15 protein-coding genes are annotated in these 17,371 nt (G+C 66.9%); 2 read left to right on the top strand and 13 right to left on the bottom strand.

Going from position 1 to position 17,371, the window contains the following annotated elements; all coding sequences use genetic code 11:
- Window positions 1-3: 3 nt before the first annotated feature.
- Window positions 4-714, bottom strand: a complete 711-nt coding sequence (lipB, locus tag ACMZ91_RS18275) for a lipoyl(octanoyl) transferase LipB (protein ID WP_010480980.1) — start codon at window positions 712-714, stop codon at window positions 4-6.
- Window positions 702-980: a YbeD family protein gene (locus tag ACMZ91_RS18270; protein WP_005411067.1), complete on the bottom strand. Its 279-nt coding sequence runs from the start codon at window positions 978-980 to the stop codon at window positions 702-704. Before ACMZ91_RS18270 ends, lipB begins: the two co-directional genes overlap by 13 nt.
- Before the next feature lie 261 nt (window positions 981-1,241).
- On the opposite strand from ACMZ91_RS18270, the gene ACMZ91_RS18265 reads away from it, so the two are divergent.
- The gene (locus ACMZ91_RS18265) at window positions 1,242-2,315 is read left to right on the top strand and encodes a lipid A deacylase LpxR family protein (RefSeq protein WP_032130312.1); all 1,074 of its coding nucleotides are present in this window, start codon (window positions 1,242-1,244) and stop codon (window positions 2,313-2,315) included.
- A gap of 174 nt (window positions 2,316-2,489) precedes the next feature.
- Here the strand turns inward: ACMZ91_RS18265 and ACMZ91_RS18260 are convergent, their stop codons facing one another.
- From ACMZ91_RS18260 to ACMZ91_RS18220, 9 genes are all read right to left on the bottom strand, one after another.
- Window positions 2,490-3,710, bottom strand: coding sequence for a D-alanyl-D-alanine carboxypeptidase family protein (locus ACMZ91_RS18260; protein ID WP_032130313.1), 1,221 nt, complete (start codon window positions 3,708-3,710; stop codon window positions 2,490-2,492).
- A gap of 100 nt (window positions 3,711-3,810) precedes the next feature.
- The gene (locus tag ACMZ91_RS18255; protein ID WP_277778305.1) at window positions 3,811-5,085 is read right to left on the bottom strand and encodes a septal ring lytic transglycosylase RlpA family protein; all 1,275 of its coding nucleotides are present in this window, start codon (window positions 5,083-5,085) and stop codon (window positions 3,811-3,813) included.
- The gene (gene mltB / locus ACMZ91_RS18250; RefSeq protein ID WP_049400491.1) at window positions 5,082-6,227 is read right to left on the bottom strand and encodes a lytic murein transglycosylase B; all 1,146 of its coding nucleotides are present in this window, start codon (window positions 6,225-6,227) and stop codon (window positions 5,082-5,084) included. The genes ACMZ91_RS18255 and mltB overlap by 4 nt, the downstream gene beginning before the upstream one ends.
- Window positions 6,228-7,366: 1,139 nt before the next feature.
- A complete protein-coding gene (gene rodA / locus ACMZ91_RS18245) occupies window positions 7,367-8,446 on the bottom strand; it encodes a rod shape-determining protein RodA (RefSeq protein ID WP_032130316.1) in 1,080 nt (359 codons plus the stop codon).
- A gap of 192 nt (window positions 8,447-8,638) precedes the next feature.
- A complete protein-coding gene (rodA, locus tag ACMZ91_RS18240; protein ID WP_032130317.1) occupies window positions 8,639-9,751 on the bottom strand; it encodes a rod shape-determining protein RodA in 1,113 nt (370 codons plus the stop codon).
- The gene (gene mrdA / locus ACMZ91_RS18235) at window positions 9,748-11,829 is read right to left on the bottom strand and encodes a penicillin-binding protein 2 (RefSeq protein ID WP_121504363.1); all 2,082 of its coding nucleotides are present in this window, start codon (window positions 11,827-11,829) and stop codon (window positions 9,748-9,750) included. The genes rodA (ACMZ91_RS18240) and mrdA overlap by 4 nt, the downstream gene beginning before the upstream one ends.
- A 3-nt stretch (window positions 11,830-11,832) precedes the next feature.
- Window positions 11,833-12,318 (bottom strand): rod shape-determining protein MreD, encoded by a 486-nt coding sequence (mreD, locus tag ACMZ91_RS18230; protein WP_032130319.1) that lies wholly within the window; start codon window positions 12,316-12,318, stop codon window positions 11,833-11,835.
- Window positions 12,315-13,352, bottom strand: coding sequence for a rod shape-determining protein MreC (gene mreC, locus ACMZ91_RS18225; protein ID WP_414578124.1), 1,038 nt, complete (start codon window positions 13,350-13,352; stop codon window positions 12,315-12,317). The genes mreD and mreC overlap by 4 nt, the downstream gene beginning before the upstream one ends.
- Window positions 13,353-13,473: 121 nt before the next feature.
- Complete coding sequence (locus tag ACMZ91_RS18220; RefSeq protein ID WP_005419402.1) at window positions 13,474-14,520, bottom strand: rod shape-determining protein; 1,047 nt, start codon at window positions 14,518-14,520, stop codon at window positions 13,474-13,476.
- 283 nt (window positions 14,521-14,803) lie between these two features.
- On the opposite strand from ACMZ91_RS18220, the gene ACMZ91_RS18215 reads away from it, so the two are divergent.
- The gene (locus ACMZ91_RS18215; RefSeq protein WP_006392776.1) at window positions 14,804-15,742 is read left to right on the top strand and encodes a carbohydrate kinase family protein; all 939 of its coding nucleotides are present in this window, start codon (window positions 14,804-14,806) and stop codon (window positions 15,740-15,742) included.
- Window positions 15,743-15,845: 103 nt separating this feature from the next.
- Here the strand turns inward: ACMZ91_RS18215 and ACMZ91_RS18210 are convergent, their stop codons facing one another.
- Window positions 15,846-16,469, bottom strand: a complete 624-nt coding sequence (locus tag ACMZ91_RS18210; RefSeq protein ID WP_414578126.1) for an HAD family hydrolase — start codon at window positions 16,467-16,469, stop codon at window positions 15,846-15,848.
- Window positions 16,469-17,200, bottom strand: coding sequence for a hypothetical protein (locus ACMZ91_RS18205; protein WP_414578128.1), 732 nt, complete (start codon window positions 17,198-17,200; stop codon window positions 16,469-16,471). The genes ACMZ91_RS18210 and ACMZ91_RS18205 overlap by 1 nt, the downstream gene beginning before the upstream one ends.
- Window positions 17,201-17,371 lie beyond the last annotated feature (171 nt).

The raw sequence follows: 17,371 nt of genomic DNA, 5'->3' as shown, positions 1-17,371 counted from the left end.
CGGTCAGGCGGCCGCAGAAAGATCAGGCAGTTCGGGCGTGGGCTGCAGCAGCAGGCCGAACTGGCGGGCCAGGTGGTCCAGCAGCACCGGCTTGACGGCCTCCATCCCGGAGGGCCCGCCCAAGTCTACCACCGAGGTCACCTGCAACCCCTGATAGCCACAGGGGTTGATACGGTGGAAAGGTTCCAGGTCCATGGACACGTTGAAGGCCAGTCCGTGGAAGGTGCAGCCGCGGCGCACGCGGATGCCGAGTGCGGCGATCTTGGCGCCACCGACGTAGACGCCCGGGGCACCCTCGCGGCGTTCGGCGCCGATGTTCCACTCGGCCAGCGTGTCGATGATGGCCTGCTCGATGCGGCACACGTAGTCGCGCACACCGATGCCCAGCCGTGGCAGGCGCAGCAGCGGATAGACCACCAGCTGGCCGGGGCCGTGATAGGTCACCTGGCCGCCGCGGTCCACGTGCAGCACCGGGATCTCGCCCGGCGCCAGCACATGCTCGTCCTTGCCGGCCTGGCCCAGGGTGAATACCGGGTCGTGCTCGACCACCCACAGCTCATCGGCGTCGGCCTCGCTGCGCTGGTCGGTGAAGCGCTGCATGGCGCGCCACACCGGTTCATAGGCCTGGCGGCCGAGGTCGCGGACCAGCGCCGGGCGCGGCGCACGGTCTTCCGGGGCGGCTTCGGCCGGGCAGCTGTCGGCTACAGCGTCCACTTCACTTCCGGGTGGTCGCGCAGTGCCTGGTGCGCCAGGTCGTACTGTTCGCGGCTCTCGGCCTTGAACACGATGCGCACGGACACGTACTTGCCGTTGGAGGAATGCTTCCAGCTGATGCGTTCATTCACCACATCGATGCCGGCAGCCAGCAGCAGGCGGGGAAGCTCATGTTCCAGGCCGCGGTTGGCCGGGCCCATGGCACTGAGCTCGAACTGGCCGGGGAACTGGAAGCCGTGGTCGGGGTTGTCGGACTTGATTTCCATGCCCCCATTATCGGGCCGCAGGCCAACAAACCCAAGAGTATTCATCAACGTCAAACAGTGCACCGGTGAGTCGCTGCGTTGCAGCTGAACAGCCGTTCAGCATTGGCCGTTGCCCCTTGGGGCGCCGCAGGACAGTGCAGGATTGTCTTCACGAGACAATGTCGTTTTCGGAACAGACAAGTGATTCGAACGCGCTCGTTCCATCACGCCCGCACGAGTACCGTGTCGCGGCATATAACGACAGACAGAAAAAACCTCCACATGAGCCCCCCTTCCCAACGTCGCCTTGCAGCCCTCGGGCTGTCCGGCCTGCTGGCTGCTGCCCTCCCCCTCGCCGCCCAGGCGGCCGAACAATGTGGCCCGGACGCGATGCGCGACCACCCTCCGCAGGTCAATTTCCGCGTTGACAACGACCTGTTCGGCGGCCGCCACCAGGACCAGGGCTATACCAATGGTGCACTGTTGACCCTGGTCTCGCCCAATCTGGTCGATTACACCGACGACCCCTGCCTGCCACGCATGGCCCGCTGGGTGAACCAGTACCTGGAAGGGCTGCATCCGGGCAAGTTCGAACAGCAGAACATGATCTTCAGCATCGGCCAGGGCATCTTCACCCCGACCGATTTCAGCCGCAGGGACCTGATTGAGGACGACCGCCCTTACGCCGGCGTACTGATCGCAAACTTCGGTTTCAATGCGCGCAGCGGCGACCGCCTGCAGACCACCCAGCTGACGCTGGGCGTGGTTGGCCCGTGGGCACAGGGCAAGCAGGTGCAGAATGCCGTGCACGAAGTGCTGGGCGACGAGAAATTCAAGGGCTGGGACAACCAGCTGCACAACGAGCCGCTGTTCATGCTGACCCATGAGCGCATGCGCCGCTGGCCGGGCGATGCCAGCGTCAATGCCGACGGCTGGGGTTGGGACGCGATCAGCCACTACGGCGGATCGATCGGCAACCTGGAAACCAAGGCCAACCTTGGCGGTGAAGTACGCTTCGGCTGGAAGCTGCCGGACGACTTCGGCAGCACGCCGTTGCGCCCGGCCGGTGAGAACACTGCGCCGACCCGCGGCGGCCGTCCCAATGGCTGGTCCTGGCACCTGTTCGCGACCTCGGACGCCGCCTGGGTGATCCGTGACATCACGCTGGATGGCAACACGTTCCGCAACAGCCACAGTGTGGACAAGCGCCATGTGGTGGCCTACGGCGGCTATGGCGTGGCGGTGATGTACGGACGCTGGAAGTTCGCTGCGGCGCGTTACCACAGCACGCGCGAGTTCAACGGCCAACGCGAAGCGCCGGTGTTCGGCAGCTTCACCATCAGCCGGTCGCTGTAGGTAGGTGCCGACCGTTGGTCGGCACACCGGGGCCGGCATATCCGGATGGATTCATGGGGAGCCGGCCAGCGGCCGGCACTACCCACATCCGGCAGGATTCATGCGCAAGCGGCATCCCGAAACAGAAAAGGCCGGCATTTGCCGGCCTTTTCCTTCACCACGCCGGGGCGTGGATCATTCCGATTCCCACCACATCCAGAAGCTGTCCCACAGGCGCTTGAAGAAGCCGGCCTGTTCGACGGCAGCCACCGCCACCAGCGGCGCTTCGGCCACCAGCTTGCCATCCAGCATCACCTTCACGGTGCCGATCTGCTGGCCGGCGGTGAACGGTGCTTCCAGGGTCTTGGGCACGTCGATGCTCGGCTTCAGGTCGTTGTAACGGCCACGCGGCACGCTCACCAGCATCGGCTGGGCCACGCCCAGCTGCACCTTGTCGGTGGTGCCCTTCCAGACCTTGTGCTCGGCCACGGCCTTGCCCGGCTCGTACAGGCGGTGGGTCTCGAAGAAGCGGAAACCCCAGTTCAGCAGGGCCAGACTGTCATCGGCACGCTGCTTTTCCGACTGGCCGCCCAGCACCACGGCGATCAGGCGCTGGTCGCCGCGCTGGGCCGAGCTCATCAGGCAGTAACCGGCTTCCGAGGTGTGGCCGGTCTTGATGCCGTCCACGCTGCCATCGCGCCACAACAGCAGGTTGCGGTTCGGCTGCTTGATGTTGCCGACCTGGAATTCCTTGATCTTGTTGTACGCGTAGGTTTCCGGGTAATCGCGCACCATCGCACGGCCCAGCAGCGCCAGGTCGTAGGCGGTGCTGTGGTGGCCCTGCGCAGTCAGGCCATGGGCGTTGACGAAGTGCGAATTCTTCATGCCGATCTTGGCGGCATAGCTGTTCATCAGCGACGCAAAAGCTTCTTCGCTGCCTGCCACGTGCTCGGCCAGGGCGATCGCGGCGTCGTTGCCGGACTGGATCGCCATGCCCTTTTCCATGTCTTCCAGGCGCGCGGTCTGGTTGACCGGGAAGCCGCTGTAGCTGCCATCGGTACCCGCGCCACCTTCGCGCCAGGCGCGTTCGCTCATCATCACCTGGTCATCCGCACGGACCTTGCCGTTCTTGACCTCGGCGGCGATCACGTAGGACGTCATCACCTTGGTGATGCTGGCCGGAGCCAGCTGTTCGTTGATGTTTTCACCAGCCAGCACCTGGCCGGTGGCGTAATCCATCAGCACCCAGGCCTTGGACACGCTCGGCGCCGGCGCCGGCGGAGTGGCGACGGTGGCCGGGGCGGCAGCGGCGGCGGCAGGCGCCGGCGTGGCCGGAGTCGGCAGCGGCGTCTGGGCGGAAGCCAGGCCCACCACCAGGGTGGCGGCCAGGGCGGTGGCGGCGGAACGGAAATTCATTGGACAGCAGGCTCCAGGGGACGGCCGGGAATGGAGGGTGGAACGTAGCGGCCATTGTAAGGCCGGGGCAGCATGGGCCGGCAGCACCGGCCCGGGTGGATCAATCCTTGACGATCTGCGGCGAACCCAGCCCCAGACCGGCGATGCGGCCGACAAGTTCCGCGGCACTGGCATGGTCGCTGGCGGGAACGCGCAGGCGGAACAGCGTACGGCCACCGGCGGCGATGTCACTGATGGTGGCACCGACGATGCCCGCGGCGTTGAGCTGGCCCATCGCGCGGTTGGCGTTGTCACGGTTGGAGAAGCTGGCAACCTGCACCATGACTGCGCCCACCACCTGCTGCGACAGGCTGGGGGTAGCGGCGGCGGTGCGGACCGGTGCCTGCGCAGCGGCGCGCGGCGTGGTGCTGGCAACGACCGCCGGAGCTGGCGCGTATGTGGTGCTGCGCACCGGCGGAGCACTCGGCGGCAGGCTGCTGACCGCCACATCCGGCACGGTGCTGGCCACGCCCTGGGTGGTGGCCGGCTGGCCACGCGCCGGCATGCCATCGGCCGGCAGCCCCTTGACCAGGCGATCGATGTCGCTGTCGGCGGCGGCACGCGCGGTCGGTGCCGGGCGCGCACTGGCTACAGCGCTGGCGGCGGCCGCTTCCGCAGCACGACGCTCGCGGCGCGGCGGCTTCTGCGCCAGCAGGTTGCCCTCACCCGGCTGCAGCGCGCGCACTTCCACGTTGCCGGTGCCGCGCTGGGTGATGCCCAGGCGCACAGCGGCGGCATAGCTGAGATCGACCACGCGGCCATCATGGAACGGACCGCGATCGTTGACGCGCACGATCACCGACTCACCGTTGTCGAGGTTGGTCACGCGGGCGAAGCTGGGCAGCGGCAGCGTCTTGTGCGCAGCGGTGAACTGGTACATGTCGTAGACCTCGCGGTTGGAGGTCAGGCGGCCATGGAACTTGGCACCGTAGTACGACGCAGTGCCACGCTCGACATAGTTGCGGGTGTCGTCGAGCACTTTGTACGACTTGCCCAGCACCACGTACGGCGTCTTGTTGCCGATCGCCGAGCGTTCTTCCGCGGTCACTTCCGGCTCGGGGATGCAGGCCACGTTGGGAATGTAGTCCGGCGTGCTGTCACGCACGCCCGGCTTGTACAGGCCACCGGCGGTGTAGTTGCCGCGGGTGCTCAGGTCTTCCTTGGCCGCCGCGTAGGGCGATCCTTCCGGGCAGTGTGCCGGGCGCGAGCCACGACCCTGCACCAGGGTGCCGCCGGACTTGCCACCATGGCCGGCCGTGGCCGGCTTCTTCGGCGCGCTGCTGCAGGCAGCCAGTGCGAGGACGATCAAGCCTGGGACCAGCCATCTGATGTTCATGCCGGGGGCAGCTCCTGTCCGGCGATGGCCTGGGACAACTGGAACACGGCCATCGCGTACATCTTCGAGAGGTTGTAGCGGGTGATCGCGTAGTAGTTCTGGAAGCCCAGCCAGTACTGCTTGCCGGTGCTGCCTTCAAGCGTGATCGGCGTGGCGGTGGCGCCCGGCTGCACCGCTGCGCTGGGCTGGTAGCCACGCTTCGCCAGGTCGGCCAGCGACCAGGTCGGCATCCATTCGGTCGGATTGAATTCCTCACGGCCCGGCGCCAACGTGGCCGGCACGGCCACCTGCCCGCCACGCACCCAGCCACCCTTCTTCACGAAGTAGTTGGCGATGGACGAGAACACGTCGTCGTAGCTGGTGAACAGGTCGCGACGGCCGTCGCCATTACCGTCCACCGCGTAATCGAGGTAGCTGGACGGCATGAACTGGCCCATGCCCATCGCGCCGGCATAGCTGCCCTTGAGCGTGGTGATGTCCAGGTTCTCTTCGCGGCCCAGCTCGAACAACTTGGCCAGCTCATCGCGGAAGAACAGCTCGCGGCGCACTTCGCGCTCCAGCTTGGCCGGGTCGCCGCTGCGCGGGTAGTAGAACGCCAGCGTGTACAGCGCATCGAGCACGCGATGGCTGCCGGCATTCTTGCCGTAGCTGGTTTCCACGCCGATGATCGCCACGATCACTTCGGCCGGCACACCGGTGCGCTGCTGCACGCGATCCAGTTCGGCGCGATGCTGGGCCAGGAACGCGCGGCCGCCATCGATGCGCGCCTTGCTGATGAACATCGGCCGGTACTCGTTCCACGGCTTGACCCGTTCGGCCGGGCGCGACATCGCGGCGATGATCGGCTGGCGCACCTGCGCCTGGTCGAGCACGCTGCTGATCTGCTCCGGCTTCAGGCCATAGCGCTTGGCGGTATCGGCAATGAAGCGGGCCCGTGCGACCTCGAACGGCACCGGGGTGAGATCGACCGGCGGCGCGGTGGCGGCAGCGGCTTCGGGCGCGGCCTCGGCCGGGCCATGGGCCTTGGCGGCGGGCTGGCGCGGCGTACTGCTGGCCTGGGGCGAAGACGGTGGGGACTTCGGCTGGGTCGCGCAGGCGACCAGGCCGAGGGTGAGCATGCAGGCCAGAGTGCGTCGAATCATCGTCGCAGGTTAGCAGGTCATGGATGAATTAAAACCCCTAACACCATGAATCACAACGATTTGCCTGCGAGCAGCGGCAAATGTGAAGACGTCGTGATCACACTTCCCCATTCAGATAGAGGTTGCCGGTTGCGTCCCCATCCCCGCAGACGCAACCGGCGACCGGATCCGGTCGGTACCCGCGCGGCTGCCGCTCCCCAGTGGCAGTGCTCCGCGCTCCCTGTACCCGTTGGATCAGTACTGCTTCCCGCCCGACGCCCCCTCGCGCTGCAACGATTGACGGCGCGCCGTGCCGAACGGGCCGCCATTGTGCAGGCCGATTACGACAAGTCCATTGATCAGGATCAACGCGCTGTAAAAGTGTGAACCAGCTAACGCTTTTTCCGGACTTTGGTCAGTGGACGTGCTGCCGTGCATCGTTGTGAGAACGCTTCCACAACGGGCGTTGCGCAGAGTCAGGAAGTTTCCAGCCAACGGCGCAGCCCCTCGTGGGTGGGGTGTGTTGCGGAAAGCAGAAGCCGCCGCTGGGCCGGTCGGGTTGGGTACGCGGGGGACGCCGTGAATCCGTCCCTGGAGGCTTGGCAGCCGCTTGCTCTTGCGCGCAGTCCTGCACGCGCGGCAAGGCCAGGGTTGGGCGTCCTGCCCAACCCGCCCGAGGCATGCCTCGGGCCCATGCGGCTGACACCCCCGCATACCCAACCCGACCGCCCTCTGACAGATTTCGGTGGTCTGCCACCCACGGAGAAGAAAGAGAAGATCACAAGCGGGTCGCGCGCTGCGCTTGCTCGAGAGCCGAGCATGGCTATGCCGGTCGTCCTGACCGGCACCCTTCGGGCCGTCGCCGTGGGCGACGTTGGCAGCGGCTCCTGCCGCTGCCTTCGGCTCTACACAAAGCAAGGAAGCGACCCGCCAGGCCGCTTTTGCTTTTGATCTTCTTTTTCTTCTCCGTGGGTGGACGCGCACGGAACCTGTCCGTGGCCGGGTAGATGGGCTGCGCAGGGGCGTGAGCCGCATGGATGCGGCGACCGAGCTTACATGGACGTACTTGCAGCGTCCCCTGCGCAGCCCATCTACCCGGCCCCACCCATGAACTGCTTTGCGCGACCACCCACGAGGGGCTGCGCCGTTGGCTGGAAACCCTATCCCCCGTGCACGGGCCGGTGCCCACGCACCGCCATCACCAACCCGATACCGGCCAGCAACGAGACCGCTGATGTCCCGCCATAACTGATCAACGGCATCGGAATGCCCACCACCGGCAGCAGGCCGGAAATCATTCCACCGTTCACCAATACGTAGACGAAGAACGCCAGCCCCAGGCTGCCGGCCAGCAACCGCGCATGGGTGTCGCGCGCGTGCACTGCGATCCACAGGCAACGCCCGACCACGAACAGGTACAGCGCGAACAGCGTCGCCACACCGATCCAGCCGAACTCCTCGGCCAGCACCGAAAACGCGAAGTCGGTGGTGTACTCGGGCAGGAAATCCAGTGTGGCCTGGGTGCCCTGCCCCCAGCCACGTCCCTGCCAGCCACCGGAACCGATCGCGATGCGCGACTGCAGGATGTTCCAGCCGGTGCCGAGCGGGTCTGCTGCCGGGTCGAGGAAGGTCAGTACGCGATCCTTCTGGTACTGCCGCAACACGCCGAGCCAGGCCAGTGGCGCGGCCACCGCCAGCCCCACCGCGCCGGTGGCCACCCAGCCCCAGTGCAGGCCCGCCAGCAACAACGCGAACACACCGCTGGCGGTGACCAGCGTGGCGGTACCGAGGTTGGGCTGCATCAGGATCAGCACGGCGGGAACGCCGATCAGCACTGCGGCCGTCAGTACCGTGCGTGGTGACGGTGGCAGCGGTTGCCGGTGCAGGTACCAGGCCATCATCAACGGCAGGCTGAGCTTGAGCAGCTCGGAGGGCTGCAGGTAGAAGACGCCGAGGTTGAGCCAGCGCTGCCCGTACTTGCCGGTGCCGATCACATACACCGCCATCAGCGGCAGCATCGACAGCGCGTACAGCGCCGGTGTCCACGCGCGCAGGCGCAGCAGCGAAACACGCGACAGCAGCCACATCGCCAGCAGGCCACCGGCGAAGCGCGCCGCCTGCCCGGCCACCGGACCGGACACGCTGTGCAGCACCGCCAGCCCCGCGCCCATCAGGATCAACAACGCGACCAGCAACGGCAGGTCGATCGTGCGCACCGCCTCACGGCAGCCGCCAAGCATTCGTTTCCAGTCCACGCTGGCCACGGTAACAACGCGCGCTTGCGTGAAGCTGTCAGGGTGCTTCTGCGTCTGTAGAGTCGAGCCGTGCTCGACTGCCTTTCATGCAGCAGAAGCAGTCGAGCACGGCTCGACTCTACAGAACAGCGAGAAGCAATCGAGCATATGGAAGCGCGGTGAAAGGCGCGGCCGTTGTTACCCGTAGCCGCCGTGCACTGGATTGTGGCTACGCACGGCCATCACCAACCCGAAGCCGGCCAGCAGCGAGACCGCCGAGGTACCGCCATAGCTGATCAGCGGCATCGGCACGCCCACCACCGGCAGCAGGCCGGAGATCATCCCGCCGTTCACCAGCACGTAGACGAAGAACGCCAGGCCGGTGGCGCCGGCCAGCAGGCGCGAATAGGAATCGCGCGACTGGCTGGCGATCCACAGGCAGCGCCCGATCACCACCAGGTACAGCGCCAGCACGGTGGCCACGCCGATCCAGCCGAACTCCTCGCTCAGCACCGAGAACGCGAAGTCGGTGGTCTGCTCGGGAATGAAGTTCAGGTGCGACTGCGAGCCCTCGCCCCAGCCCTTGCCATCGAAGCCGCCGGAACCGATCGCGATCTTCGACTGGATGATGTTCCAGCCAGCACCCAGCGCATCCATCTCCGGGTCCAGGAACATCATGATGCGGTCCTTCTGGTACGGCCGCAGCAGCCAGAACCAGGCCACCGGCGCGACCGCAGCCACGCCACCCACGCCCAGCCCGACCCACCACCACGGCAGGCCTGCCAACAGCAGCACGAACACGCCGCTGGCGGCGATCAGCACACCGGTACCGAAGTCCGGCTGCAGCATCACCAGGCCGGTCGGTACGCCGATGATGACCAGGGACACGAGCACGGTATTGAAGCGCGGTGGCAACGGCATCTTGTGCAGGTACCAGGCCACCATCATCGGCAGGCTGACCTTGAGCAGCTCGGCCGGCTGCAGGTAGAAGAATTTCAGGTCGAGCCACTGCCGGCCGTATTTGCCGGTGCCCAGCACGAACACCGCCAGCAACGGGATCATCGAGATCGCGTAGATCATCGGCGTAGCCGAGCGGATGCGCAGGATCGGTACCCGTGAGATGCCCCACAGCGCAGCCATGCCCACTGCGAAGCGCGCGCCCTGGGCCATCACCAGGCCGTCGCCACCGGCACTCTTCAAGGTGGCCAGGCCGATCACCATCAGCGCGCCCAGGGCCAGGCACAGTACCCAGTCCAGCGTGCTGAAGAAGCGGCGCAGCATGTCGCCGGCCCAACGCAGGAACACTCTCATCGTGCGGGCTCCGCGGTGGTCGGGCGTGGCGTGGCCGGCAGCGCCGCGGCGGCCGGCGTCCCCGGCTGCGGTGCGGGTGCGGGTGCCGGTTCCGGCGCAGGCACGCCAATCAGCACGGGGTGTTCCCCCAGTTGTGCCGCAGCAAGGTCACCGGCCTGGCGCGCGCCCACATCTTCGTTGTCGAATGCGGTTGCACCGATGGCGGTGGTGCCGCGCTCGCTGTCCAGCGGCTGCATGCCTTCGGGCATCTTGCCCAGCAGATAGGCATCAAACACCTTGCGGGCGATTGGTGCGGCCGCCGCACCGCCGTAACCACCACCTTCCACCGCGATCGCCAGCGCGATCACCGGCTGGTCAACCGGCGCGAAACCGACGAACAGCGCGCGGTGGCGCAGGTGCATCGGCAGGCTCTTCGGGTTCACTGCAGCGGTGCCCTTGCGGCTGACGACCTGCGCGGTACCGGTCTTGCCTGCCATCGTGTACGGCGCGCCGGCCGCCATTCGCGCAGCGCTGCCGCCAGGCAGCATGGTGGCCATCATGCCTTCGCGCACCGCCTGCAGGTTGTTCGGGTTCGGGCTGACCGGTTTGCTCTCGCCCGGGTCGGTCGCCATCCAGTCATGGTCGAACCCCGCACGCTGCTGGATCACCAGATGGGGCGTGCGCAGCTGCCCGTTGGCCAGCCCACTGACGCCCCGCGCCAGCTGCAGCGGAGTGACCTTCCAGTCACCCTGGCCGATGCTGATGTTGACTGTATCGCCCGGATACCAGGCTTCCTTGCGGCTCTTCCGCTTGTAGGCCGGCGACGGCAGGATGCCGCCGATCTCGCCGGTCAGGTCGATGCCGGTCGGCTGGCCGAAGCCGTAGTACTCCATGTAATGGTCGAAGCGCTCGATGCCCAGATCCAGCGCCAGCTTGTAGTAATACGTGTTGACCGATTGCGCGATCGACTTGCGCAGGTCGGTCCAGCCGTGGCCGCCGCGGTGCGAGTCACCCCAGCCACGCGAGGTGCCGGGCAGGTAGAACATGCCGGTGGACAGCACCTTGTCTTCCGGGCGGCGCACGCCCGAATCGAGGCCAGCCAGGCCGATCAGCGGCTTCAGCGTGGAACCGGGGGCGACGCCACCGAGCACCAGGCGATTGAACTGCGGCCGCGACGGGTTGTCGTTCAGCGCCTTGAAGTCGGCATGGGAAATACCGTTGACGAACAGGTTGGGGTCGTAGGACGGCAGGCTGACCATCGCCAGCACTTCGCCGGTGCGCGGGTCCATCGCCACCGCCGAGCCTTCCTGGTCGCCGAAGGCGGCCACCATGGCGCGCTGCAGGTCGGCGTCGATCGACAGCCGCAGGTCGGCGCCGGACTGCGCGGCGACGCGGCCGATGGTGCGGATCGCACGGCCCTGCACGTTGGTCTCGACCTGCTCGTAGCCGACCTTGCCGCGCAGCTGCTGCTCGTAATAACGCTCCAGGCCGGACTTGCCGATGTGGGTCAGCGCGGCATTGCCCTCGCCGAGGATTTCCAGATCCTTGTCATCGACGCGGCCGACGTAACCGATGATGTGCGCGAACAGATCGCCATAGGGATAGCGACGGGTCAGGTAGGGTTCCAGCTCGACGCCGGGGAAGCGCCAGCGGTCGACGGCAAAGCGCGCCATCTCCTCGTCGCTCATGCGCAGCTTCAGCGTGACCGGCAGGAACTTGCGGCGCGCCTTGCGCGACTTGTTGAACGCTTCCAGTTCTTCCGGGCTGATGCTGATGATCTTCGCCAGCCCTTCCAGGGTGGCGTCCATGTCCTTGACCTTGTCCGGGGTCACGTCCAGGCGGAAGGCCGGCACGTTCTCGGCCAACAGGCGGCCGTTGCGGTCGTAGATCATGCCGCGCCCGGGCACCACCGGCCGCGGCTTGATGCGGTTGGCTTCCGAGCGCGTGGCGTAGACGTCGTGGTCCAGCACCTGCAGCTTGAAGTACCAGCCGCCCAGGCCCAGCAGGCAGACCAGCACACCCAGGAAGCCCAGCGCCGCGCGGCGGCGGAACTGTTCGGCTTCGGCGTGCGGGTTCTTGACCTGGCGGCGCGGAATCATGGCTCAGCGCCCGCGCTTGCCGAAGCGCACCGCGTCCAGCAGCACGAATACCAGCGGCCACAGGCCCATGCCCAGCAGCGGTGCCCACCAGTACGACCACGGCAGGGTCGGCTCATCCACCACGATGTGGACCAGCGCGCTGACGATGCGGTCGTTGAACAGCAGGCCGCCGATGGCCAGCATCTGCTGGGACATCGGGAAGAAGCGGATGCGGGCGCGGAAGCGCTGCAGGATGAAGGCCAGCATCACCAGCCGCAGCGACTGTTCGCCGAGTACACCGCCGTACAGCAGATCGGCGATCACGCCACTGGCGAAAGCGACGCCCAGGCCGACACGCTCAGGCGCTTCAATCACCCAATAGGCCAGCACCAGCGCCAGCCAATACGGGCGCAGCGGCTGCAGCAGCGCCGGCAACGGCAGCAGGCCCAGCAGCAGCGCCACCACCAGGCTGGCCGGCAGCACCCACGGGTTGTCGCGCAGGCGGCTCATCGCTGGGCCTCCGGCGCGGTCGGTTGCCGGCCAGCGGCCGGCACTACCGTCGCCGACCCAGCATCGGGTGGAGAGCCCCCCTCTTGTTGAGGGGGGCGCGCTGAAGGCGCGGGGGTAAGGTGGGATGCCCCCCCGGCAGCCTGGTTTGCCGAAGGCAAACTTGGCTGAAGCAATTCGCTGGCCGCAGGCAAGCGAATTGCCGCGCCCGGGCGCAGCAGCAGCACGTCGCGGCCGCGGTCCAGCTGCGCCGCCGGCTTCAGTTCGCCGACCAGGAAGGCGTGCGTGTCGTCCGGACGCAGGCCGGTGATGGTGCCGACCGGGAAGCCGGCCGGGAAGCGGCCACCGAGGCCGGAGGTGACGATCTCATCGCCCACTTCCACGCCGGCACTGAGCGGGATGTCGCGCAGTTCCAGCTTGTCGCCGCGGCCGTAGACGATCAGGCGAACGCCGTTGCGGGCCACCGTCACCGGCACCGCGTGGTCGGGGTCGGTCAGCAGCAGCACGGTGGAGGTACCGCCAGTGACGCTGATCACCTGGCCCATCAGACCGCCGGCATCGATCACCGCCTGGCCGACGTGCACGCCTTCGCGGCTGCCGGCGTCGAGCACCAGACGCTGCTTCACCGGATCCAGGTCGATGTCCAGGATCGGTGCCAGCTGCACGTCCAGGCCGCTGCGCTCGGCCACGTTCAGCAGCTCGCGCAGCTGGGCATTGTCCAGCGCGGCGGTCTGCAGGCGGGTCAGGCGCGCGTTGGCCAGCAGCAGCTGGTTGCGCAGTTCGCGGTTCTCGGTGACCAGCTGGGTGTGGCTGGCAGCGGAATCCTTGACCTGGTTGCCGAGCTTGCCCGGCAGTCCCGCCAGTGCCCATACCGGCTGCACCAGGCTGTTGGCCTGCCCGCGCAGCTGCGCAAGCCAGCCGGCCTGGTCGTCAAGCACGATCAGGGTGATGGCCAGTGCGAGATAAGCCAGCAGACGCAGCGGGCTGGCGGCATCACCGGATCGGGAAGCAACGGGAGGTCCGGCGTAGGGCGGCACGGCAACGATTCAACTGGCAGAAGGCGGAAGGGAAACACGCGGACGCCCCGCCGGTGCCGGCCTACCCTCATGGTGGGCCGCACCCCGGAGGGGCGCTGCGGGCGCAGGCAGCCGGGACGGCTTATTCCGGCGCAAAGAACTCGTTGCCGTGCATGTCGACCAGCTCCAGCGCACGGCCACCGCCGCGGGCCACGCAGGTCAGCGGATCGTCCGCCACCTGCACGTGCAGGCCGGTTTCCTCGGAAATCAGGCGGTCCAGGTCACGCAGCAGGGCGCCACCACCGGTCAGCACGATGCCGCGCTCGGCGACGTCGGCGCACAGTTCCGGCGGCGTCTGTTCCAGCGCCAGCTTGACCGCGCTGACGATGCCCGACAGCGGCTCGTGCAGGGCTTCAAGCACCTCGTTGGAGCTGATCTTGATCATCTTCGGCACGCCCTCGGCGAGGTTGCGGCCGGAGATTTCCATCTCGATCACTTCCGCCTGCGGGTAGGCGCAGCCCAGCTCGACCTTGATGCGCTCGGCGGTGGCTTCGCCGATCAGCATGCCGTGGTTGCGGCGCACGTAGTTGGTGATCGACTCGTCGAAGCGGTCGCCGCCGATGCGGACCGAGGCCGAATAGACGATGCCGTTGAGCGAGATCACCGCAACTTCGGTGGTGCCGCCGCCGATGTCGATGACCATCGAGCCACGGGCTTCGGTGACCGGCATGCCGGCGCCGATCGCGGCGGCCATCGGCTCTTCGATCAGGAACACATCACGGGCACCGGCTTCCTCGGCCGATTCCTTGATCGCGCGGCGCTCGACCTGGGTCGAGCCGGCCGGCACGCAGACCAGCACGCGCGGGCTCGGGCGCAGCACGCGCGACTTGTGCACCTTCTTGATGAAGTGCTTGAGCATCGCCTCGGTGTAGGTGAAGTCGGCGATGACGCCGTCCTTCATCGGGCGGATGGTGGTGATGTGGCCCGGGGTACGGCCAAGCATCTGCTTGGCTTCGGCGCCCACGGCTGCCACCGAGCGGGTACCACCGATGGCACGGTCCTGGCGCACGGCCACGACCGACGGCTCGTTCAGCACGATCCCCTGCCCGCGCACGTAGATGAGGGTGTTGGCCGTGCCCAGGTCGATGGACAGGTCGTTGGAGAACATGCCACGGAGTTTCTTGAACATCTGAGGAAGGAGTCCTGAGGGGTGTCGTGCCCGCCGCGGGATGGCGAAAAAATGGGCAGAAATCGAGGCCGACAAGCCTAGCAACCCGCCTGCCGCCGAGCAAGGAAAAAACTAGCTGAACCCGCGTCTTCACAGGCTTTCGGCCTGATCGGGTCTCACCCGGTTCTGGCCCTGAGCGGCACCAGCGGGTAACCTTTGCGCCGTCGGGCGCCCAAGGGCGCCGTTTGCTTGCCCGCCGAACCGGGCCGGCCCACCCCAAAATTCACCGCATAGGCTTACATCGATGTCCGCTCTGATCTGTGGTTCTCTTGCCTTCGACACCATCATGGTGTTCCCGGACCAGTTCAAGAATCACATCCTGCCGGACAAGGTGCACATCCTGAACGTGTCCTTCCTGGTGCCGCGCATGCGCCGCGAGTTCGGCGGCTGCGCCGGCAACATCGCCTACAACCTGCACCTGCTGGGCGGCCAGCCGATCCCGATGGGCACCGTCGGTTCGGACTTCGGCCCGTACCGCGAGTATTTCGAAGGCCTGGGCATCGACCTGACGCGCGTGCGCGTGATCGATGAGCTGTTCACCCCGCAGGCGTTCATCACCACCGACCACGACAACAACCAGATCACCGCCTTCCATCCAGGCGCGATGATGCGTTCCTACGAGAACCACGTGCGTGGCGTGCCCGGCGTGACCCTGGGCCTGGTCGGCCCGGACGGTCGCGAAGGCATGATCCAGAACGCGCAGGAATTTCACGAAGACGGCATCCCGTTCATCTTCGACCCGGGCCAGGCCATGCCGCTGTTCAACGGACCGGAGCTGCGCGCCTTCATCGACCAGGCCGACTACGTGGTGGTCAACGACTACGAGTCGAACCTGCTGCAGGAACGCACCGGTTGGGACGAGAAGGAGATCGTCAGCCGGGTCAAGGCCTACATCACCACCCGTGGCCCGAAGGGCGCGGTCATCCACACCCCGGAAAAGAGCTACGACATCCCGCCGGCGCACGAGCGCCGCGTGGTCGACCCGACCGGTTGTGGCGACGCCTTCCGCGCCGGCCTGATCTACGGCATCCAGAAGGGCTACGACTGGCTGACCATCGGCCGCATGGGCAACCTGATGGGCGCGCTGAAGGTGGAGCACCCGGGCACCCAGAACCAGCGTTTCACCTTCGAAGAGTTCAACGAGCAGTTCAAGCAGCAGTTCGGTTACGCGCTGAACGCGTAAACCGAACTGCCCGCGCATCTGTTCGGTGGGTGTCGACCTTGGTCGACACGCTGTGCCTTGGTAGGTGTCGACCTTGGTCGACACTGCCGGCCAGCGGCCGGCACTACCCCTTCTGCTGCCAGGCCGCCAACAGTCCGCGGCAATCGGCGAAATGCCAGTCGGCACTGCCTGGCCACGGGTTCTCCGGCAGGTTGACCAGCACGGTATGGGCGCCCGCGGCGCGCCCGCACTCCAGGTCATAGGCGTGGTCTCCGACCATCACCGCCTCCGCAGCCCCGATTCCCCAGCGTCGAAGATGCTGCTGCAGGCCATCCGGCGACGGCTTGGGCACCGCTTCATCGCGGCCGATGATGTCGGCATCGTCGAACAGTTCCCCGACCCCGATCGCGTCCAGGGTCAGCTTCGCCAGCGCATGATCGTTGCGGGTCAGGATGCCCAGCCGGCAGCCCGCCGCCGACAGCGCGCGCAGCAGCGTCACCGCACCCGGCGCCGGCAGCGCCTCCTCGGCCAGCGTGCGTTCGTGATCCAGCAGCCACTCACGCTTGGCCTGCGCCGGTGCGTCCGGCAGCGCCGCGATATGGTCGAGGATGTCTTCCTCCGCGGTGATCTCCAGCGCGCGGCGGATCGCGGCGAAGTCATGCACGGCGACGGTCAGCGTACCGTCCATGTCGAACACCCAGTGCCGGATCGCGGACAGCGCGTGCACTGCGCTGCCCGTCGCGACCATCACTGCCACCACTGCGGCATGCGGCTGGTGTCGACACCACCGGTTTCGAACACCGCCGTGCGCGTGCCGCCAGCCTTGACCGGGAACTCGATGCTGATCGACTTGCCCTTGCGCGCCAGCTTCCACAGCGCCTTCTGGTCGGTAATGAACAGGGCGATGGCTTCATCGGTCTTCGGCCGCCACGCCGCCATGGAAATTGGCTTGCCGTCGTCCACGGTCACCTTCACCGTGCACTGCGGGCAGCGGAAATCGCCGGCCTGCAGCACCAGGTAGGCATGCCGCTTCCACTCCGGGTGATCGCGGAACACCAGCTGCACCGGCTTGGCACCGCTGCCATCCACATCCACCCGTTCCTTGCTGTAGATCTGCGCCGAAACCTGGTTGCCCTTGTTGCCCACCGGGATCTGGTTGTACTGCCACAGCGCCTGCATGCGGCGCAGGTCGCGCGCAGCATCGCCCTTGGCCTTGACCTCGTCGAAGCCGGCGGCGATGCGCTCGGCGGCGGCGGTGTCCTTGTATTGATCCAGCAGCGAGGCGCCATGCAGGCGCGCACGCTCCCAGTCCTGTGCGGCCACGGCCATGTCGTACTGCTTGGCCACGTCTTCGGCCTTGGCTTCCTTCTGCGCCTGCACGGCGGCTGCGGCGGCTTCCTGCGCCTTGCGCTCTTCCTCGGGGTTGCTGCAGGCAGCCAGGGCCAGGGTACAGGCGGTGAGCAGGATCAGTCGTTTCATGGCGGAGGTCCTTCGTGTTTTCGCATATCTGTAGAGTCGAGCTTGCTCGACTGCTGTTGAAGAGCCAGTCGAGCAAGCTTGTATGTTCCTCCCGGCTCCTACGAGGTATGTAGGAGCCAGGGTGGAGGGACCGTCAAGCATGCATCTGCGGATACTAGCCGACAGACGAGT

It is taken from the genome of Stenotrophomonas sp. FR024 (assembly GCF_047500745.2).
Taxonomy (GTDB): Bacteria; Pseudomonadota; Gammaproteobacteria; order Xanthomonadales; family Xanthomonadaceae; genus Stenotrophomonas; species Stenotrophomonas maltophilia_A.
Note: the sequence above shows the minus strand (reverse complement) of the source record. Positions and strands in the feature narration are given on the sequence as shown.